This is a genomic window from Mesobacillus sp. (genome assembly GCF_049588175.1).
Lineage (GTDB): Bacteria > Bacillota > Bacilli > Bacillales > Cytobacillaceae > Mesobacillus.
Genome location: NZ_JBAVFI010000008.1, coordinates 1 through 5,026 on the forward strand (window position 1 = coordinate 1; position 5,026 = coordinate 5,026).

The following is a 5,026-nucleotide window of genomic DNA, read 5'->3' on the forward strand; positions in this document are numbered from 1 at the left end:
GAAAAGCAGGAACTCTTGATCACTTCGGCAAGTGCAGTAGCTGCACATACTTCCAGGATAGAAGAGAGCCCCTTAGCAGGAGCTCTCATTTAAGAGTATCTTATTTTCTCTTTTTTGATTTTCGTTTTGCGGCTGGAGCATTTTCAAAGAATTTTTTGTTTTTGTTCTTTGGTTTTGAACCAGTACCCGAGCCAGATCCAGAACCATTTCTGCCGCTGCCGGCCCCTCTGCCGCCTCTTGATTTTCCTTCTTCTTCTTTGCCGTGGCGTGGTTTTTTCAGATTGCTGCCAGTCTTAAAGATTTTAGGAGCAGCTGGGCGTTCACGGCGAGGAGTGCCCTTCATGCCGACAATTTCAAAATCGATCGAACGCTCGTCTTTATTGACATTGATGACACGAACTGTGATTTCATCGCCGATGCGGAAAACATTGCCCGTCCGTTCACCGATCATTGCCAACTGCCGCTCTTCATAACGGTAATAATCATCCGTCATATAGCTGACATGAACAAGACCTTCAATCGTGTTCGGAAGCTCGACAAACATACCAAAATTAGTGACGGAACTGATAATACCATCGTATTCAGTCCCAACTTTGTCCTCCATGTACTCCGCTTTCTTCAGCTCATCTGTTTCACGCTCAGCTTCAACGGCGCGGCGTTCCATGTTTGAAGAATGTTCGGCAATATCAGGCAGCATCGCATTCCATTTTTCCTTCGTTGCCTGATCCAATTTACCCTCAATCAAGTAAGTCCTGATTAACCGGTGGACAATTAAATCCGGGTAACGGCGGATTGGCGATGTAAAATGTGTATAGAATTCAGTTGAAAGGCCGAAGTGACCAAGGCTTTCAGGATAATATTTTGCCTGCTGCATGGAGCGAAGCATAACTGTGGAAATAACCATTTCCTCCGGCTTCCCCTGGACCTCTTCAATGATTTCCTGAAGCGCCCGAGGATGTACTCCATTCGCAGATCCTCTGACAAGATATCCAAAATTCGTGATGAAATCGAAAAACTTTCTTAGCTTATCTTCCTTCGGATCCTCGTGGATACGGTAGATGAATGGTACATCAAGCCAGTGGAAATGCTCAGCAACTGTTTCGTTGGCTGCAAGCATGAATTCTTCAATCAATTTTTCGGCTACAGAACGTTCACGCACCACTACTTCGGTTGGATGGCCTTCTTCATCTACGAGTACCTTCGATTCCTTGAAGTCAAAGTCGATGGCGCCTCTATCCATCCTCTTTTTACGAAGGATCGCAGCGAGCTCTTCCATCATTTCAAACATCGGCACAAGAGATTCGTAACGTGAACGAGTCTCTTCGTCTTTTTCGACCAGAATTCTGTTCACATCAAAATAAGTCATTCGCTCAGTTGTCTTGATCACACTTTGATAGATTTCATGGTTAACCACTTGGCCATCCGGTGAAATCTCCATATTACATGACAATGTCAGTCGATCTACTTTAGGATTCAAAGAACAGATTCCATTCGACAAGCGGTGTGGAATCATCGGGATTACCCGGTCAACTAAATACACACTAGTAGCACGGTCCTCTGCTTCACGGTCAATTGGTGAATCTTCAGTTACGTAATAAGTAACATCCGCAATATGGACACCAAGCTTATAGTTGCCATTTTCAAGCCTTGTCACCTGAACAGCATCATCCAAGTCTTTCGCATCAGCACCATCAATGGTGACAATTACTTCATTCCTCAAGTCACGACGGTTGGCAATCTCACTCTCATTGATTTGGTCTGGAGCATCAATCGCTTGTTTTAATACTTCTTCTGGAAATTCAGTCGGCAAGCCATGCTTATGGATAACTGAAAGAATATCCACTCCAGGGTCATTTTTATGGCCAAGGATGGCGATGACCTCGCCCTCAGCACTCTTGCGTCCCTCAGGATAGGCAGTCAATTTTACAACGACTTTATGCCCTTCAACTGCACCCATCCCTGCGTCTTTAGGGATAAAAATATCGCTCGCAAACTTTTTATCGTCTGGTAGAACAAAACCAAAATGCTTGCTCTCGGTATATGTACCCACGATCTGGGAAACGCCTCTTTCCAAAATGCGCACAACAGTACCTTCACGGCGCTGGCCTGAGCTGTCTGAAGAAACTCGCACGAGAACTGTATCCCCGTTCATAGCGTTGTTTGTTTCATTCGGTGGAATAAACACATCATCCATGCCAACCTCTTCAGTAATCACGAACGCAAAACCTTTGGCATGGGCGCTCAAACGGCCCCGTACAAGGTTCATCTTCTCAGGAAGACCGTACCTGTCGCTGCGTGTCCTGACAACCAGTCCTTTTTCCTCCATGACAACAAGAGCCTTTACAAAGTCCTTGAAAGTGGAAGAATCCTGTATTCCAAATGCACCTTCAAGCTCCTGGACGGTAAGCGGCTTGTAAGCCTCGTCCTTCATATAATGTAAAAGCCTGTCTATATGACCTTTAATATTTTCTTCCATTTATAAATCCCTCCCTTTATTAAAGTTTCTACCTTTTATTCTTTCCAATTTAACGTTTCTAAAAACGCATAAACATCCTCGTGGAGTTGATCACGCTCTTTATCGAGCGTAATCACGTGTCCAGATTCCTCATACCATTTAAGTTTTTTATTATCAGATTCTACCGCATTGTAAATAATATTCGCACTATCTGGATTAATCATATGGTCATTGCGTGCCTGAACAACAAAAGTTGGCGCATAAATCATGTCAACATTATCCCGGACTTCCGCAATCAATCCCTGAAGTGCTTTAAGAGTATCCATGGATCCGTTTCTTAAAGCATCGACTTCAGACTCGATTTGCTCAGGCTGTTTTCCTTCCATCCTCTTATACTCTTTTGCATATTCAAGTACGCCGTGATACATGATTTCCTCTGTTTTGATATACATAGGTGCACACATTGGTACAATTCCCATGACAGGAACTGTATAACCTATTTTTAGTGAGAATACACCGCCCAATGATAAACCTGCTACAGCGATCTCTTCGTAGCCTTCGTTCTTCAGGAAATTATAGCCGCCAATGGCATCCTGCCACCAATCTTCAGGACCAGTATGTATAAGCTCTTCAGGTGGTACTCCATGTCCCTTGAAAATTGGCGCGTGGCAAGTGTATCCCTTACCTTCCAAAAATCTTCCAAGCATCCGCACATCAGCAGAATTCCCTGTAAAACCATGCAGCAGCAGGACTGCTCTCTTTCCAGCTCTAAATGTAAAAGGTCTTGGTACTAACTTTCTCATTTTCCTACTCCCTCTATATTATGAATCTTAGTATTGATAAATTATCTTCCTTAGTTTTAACAAACCACCAGTTAACAATCCAATAAAAAGCCTTTATATATGTAAATACCCATTAATACGAGAAATATGTAACCCGCAAGCACAACAAAACCCGGCCTCTATTGAAGCCGGGTCATTTGTGTATTATAGCTTGAAATAAGTAACGGCAATAGTTATAACAAAAAATAGAACGGATAGAACTACCGTGACGCGGTGCAGGATCAGATCAAGTCCTCTTGCCTTTTGCTTTCCGAACAATTGCTCAGCGCCGCCGGAAATTGCACCTGAAAGACCAGCACTCTTACCTGATTGAAGCAGAACGACTCCGATCAGCCCGATGCTGACAATCACTAAAAGAACAGTTAAAAATGTATGCATGACGTACCTCCCGATAAAACCTACTTAACAGTATTTTAAATTTATCACATTTTCAGGAATGAAACAATACTTGTCCGAATAGTTCTGAATTTTTAAGTGTTAAATATTTGAAATCATTTATGTGTACTTTAAAATAATCACGATATTCAGGTGCGAATTTTATTAAAGGAATAATAAAATGATCAGCGAAGTGTTGCCGGCAGGAAGGAATTTGCTCTATAAAGTAAATCTGAAACCGTTGTACATTTGTACCCGTTTTTATAGAGGAGTTCTAAAATCCTCTCGAGTGCCTTGACTGTCTGAGTACGGTCACCACCAGCATCGTGGAAAATGATGACGTCTCCAGGCCTGGTATCGGATATGACGTTCTCGACGATTTTGTTTGCGCCTGGCCTGCTCCAATCCCTCGTTTCCTGATGCCAAGACCACAGGATGACATTATAGCCGCTTGCCAATGCTGTATCGACGATTTCCTTATCATAATAACCGGCGATTGGACGGAAGAGGGATGGACTATAACCAGTCAAATCCTTAATGACCTTGTCGCTTTTATCCAATTCTCTTTTCAAAACAGCAGGTGAATGCCCATCACGGAAATGATGCCTGTAAGTGTGATTGGCGACTTCATGCCCTTCCCTAGCCTGTCGCTTGACGAGTTCAGGATATCTTTCCGCCTCTTCTCCGATAACGAAGAAAGTAGCTTTCGCATTGTATTTTGCAAGTGCATCAAGAATTTGTGCCGTGTATTTAGGATCAGGTCCATCATCAAAGGTTAACGCCACAAGCTTTTCATTTACAGGAATATCCCAAAATACATGGCCAGTCTTTTCGAATTTGGCTCTTTTTACAGAAGAAGGTGTGTCTGAGGCTGCATTCGCCAGCGGGAGTCCACCGGCTAACATGCTAAATATGATTATACCAGCTAAAAGCAGTTTCTTTTTCATATCAACTGGCTCCTATCTTAGGTTTGTACCTCATATTTTGCGCACTTGCTTTTTCTTTGAAGCATATTTTTTTATGGAAATTGGTGCTTATACTGACAATATTGATATATTTCAGACAGAAGCAAGGGTTAGGGAGTCGAAGAAAACAGGTCGGTAATGAAACAGGATGGTGATTAAAAAACATATTTTATAAAAACAGGTTACCAATGACGATGATTTGCGCTCTTGAAAAACAGTTTCAGGAGAAGCAGGGCACCAGTGACGACGATTGGGTACCTAAAAAACCAATTGTTAGGTGAAACAGGGCTCCAATAACGACGATTGGGTACCTGAAAATCCAATTGTTAGGAGAAACAGGCTCCAATAACGACGATTGGGTACCTAAAAAACCAATTGTTAGGTGAAAC

The 5,026-nt window shown here is 42.7% G+C and carries 4 protein-coding genes; all 4 read right to left on the bottom strand.

Features of this window, described 5'->3' with window-relative positions; all coding sequences use genetic code 11:
- Nucleotides 1–100: 100 nt before the first annotated feature.
- Nucleotides 101–2,476, bottom strand: a complete 2,376-nt coding sequence (rnr, locus tag WB217_RS00170) for a ribonuclease R (protein ID WP_423989504.1) — start codon at nt 2,474–2,476, stop codon at nt 101–103.
- 35 nt (nt 2,477–2,511) lie between these two features.
- Entirely contained in the window at nt 2,512–3,258 is a 747-nt protein-coding gene (locus WB217_RS00175; RefSeq protein WP_423989506.1) for an alpha/beta hydrolase, read from the bottom strand.
- 183 nt (nt 3,259–3,441) lie between these two features.
- Nucleotides 3,442–3,675 (bottom strand): preprotein translocase subunit SecG, encoded by a 234-nt coding sequence (gene secG / locus WB217_RS00180; protein ID WP_423989509.1) that lies wholly within the window; start codon nt 3,673–3,675, stop codon nt 3,442–3,444.
- A gap of 182 nt (nt 3,676–3,857) precedes the next feature.
- Nucleotides 3,858–4,619 carry a polysaccharide deacetylase family protein gene (locus tag WB217_RS00185; RefSeq protein ID WP_423989511.1) on the bottom strand — a complete coding sequence of 254 codons (762 nt, stop codon included), beginning with the start codon at nt 4,617–4,619 and terminating at the stop codon, nt 3,858–3,860.
- Nucleotides 4,620–5,026: the final 407 nt, after the last annotated feature.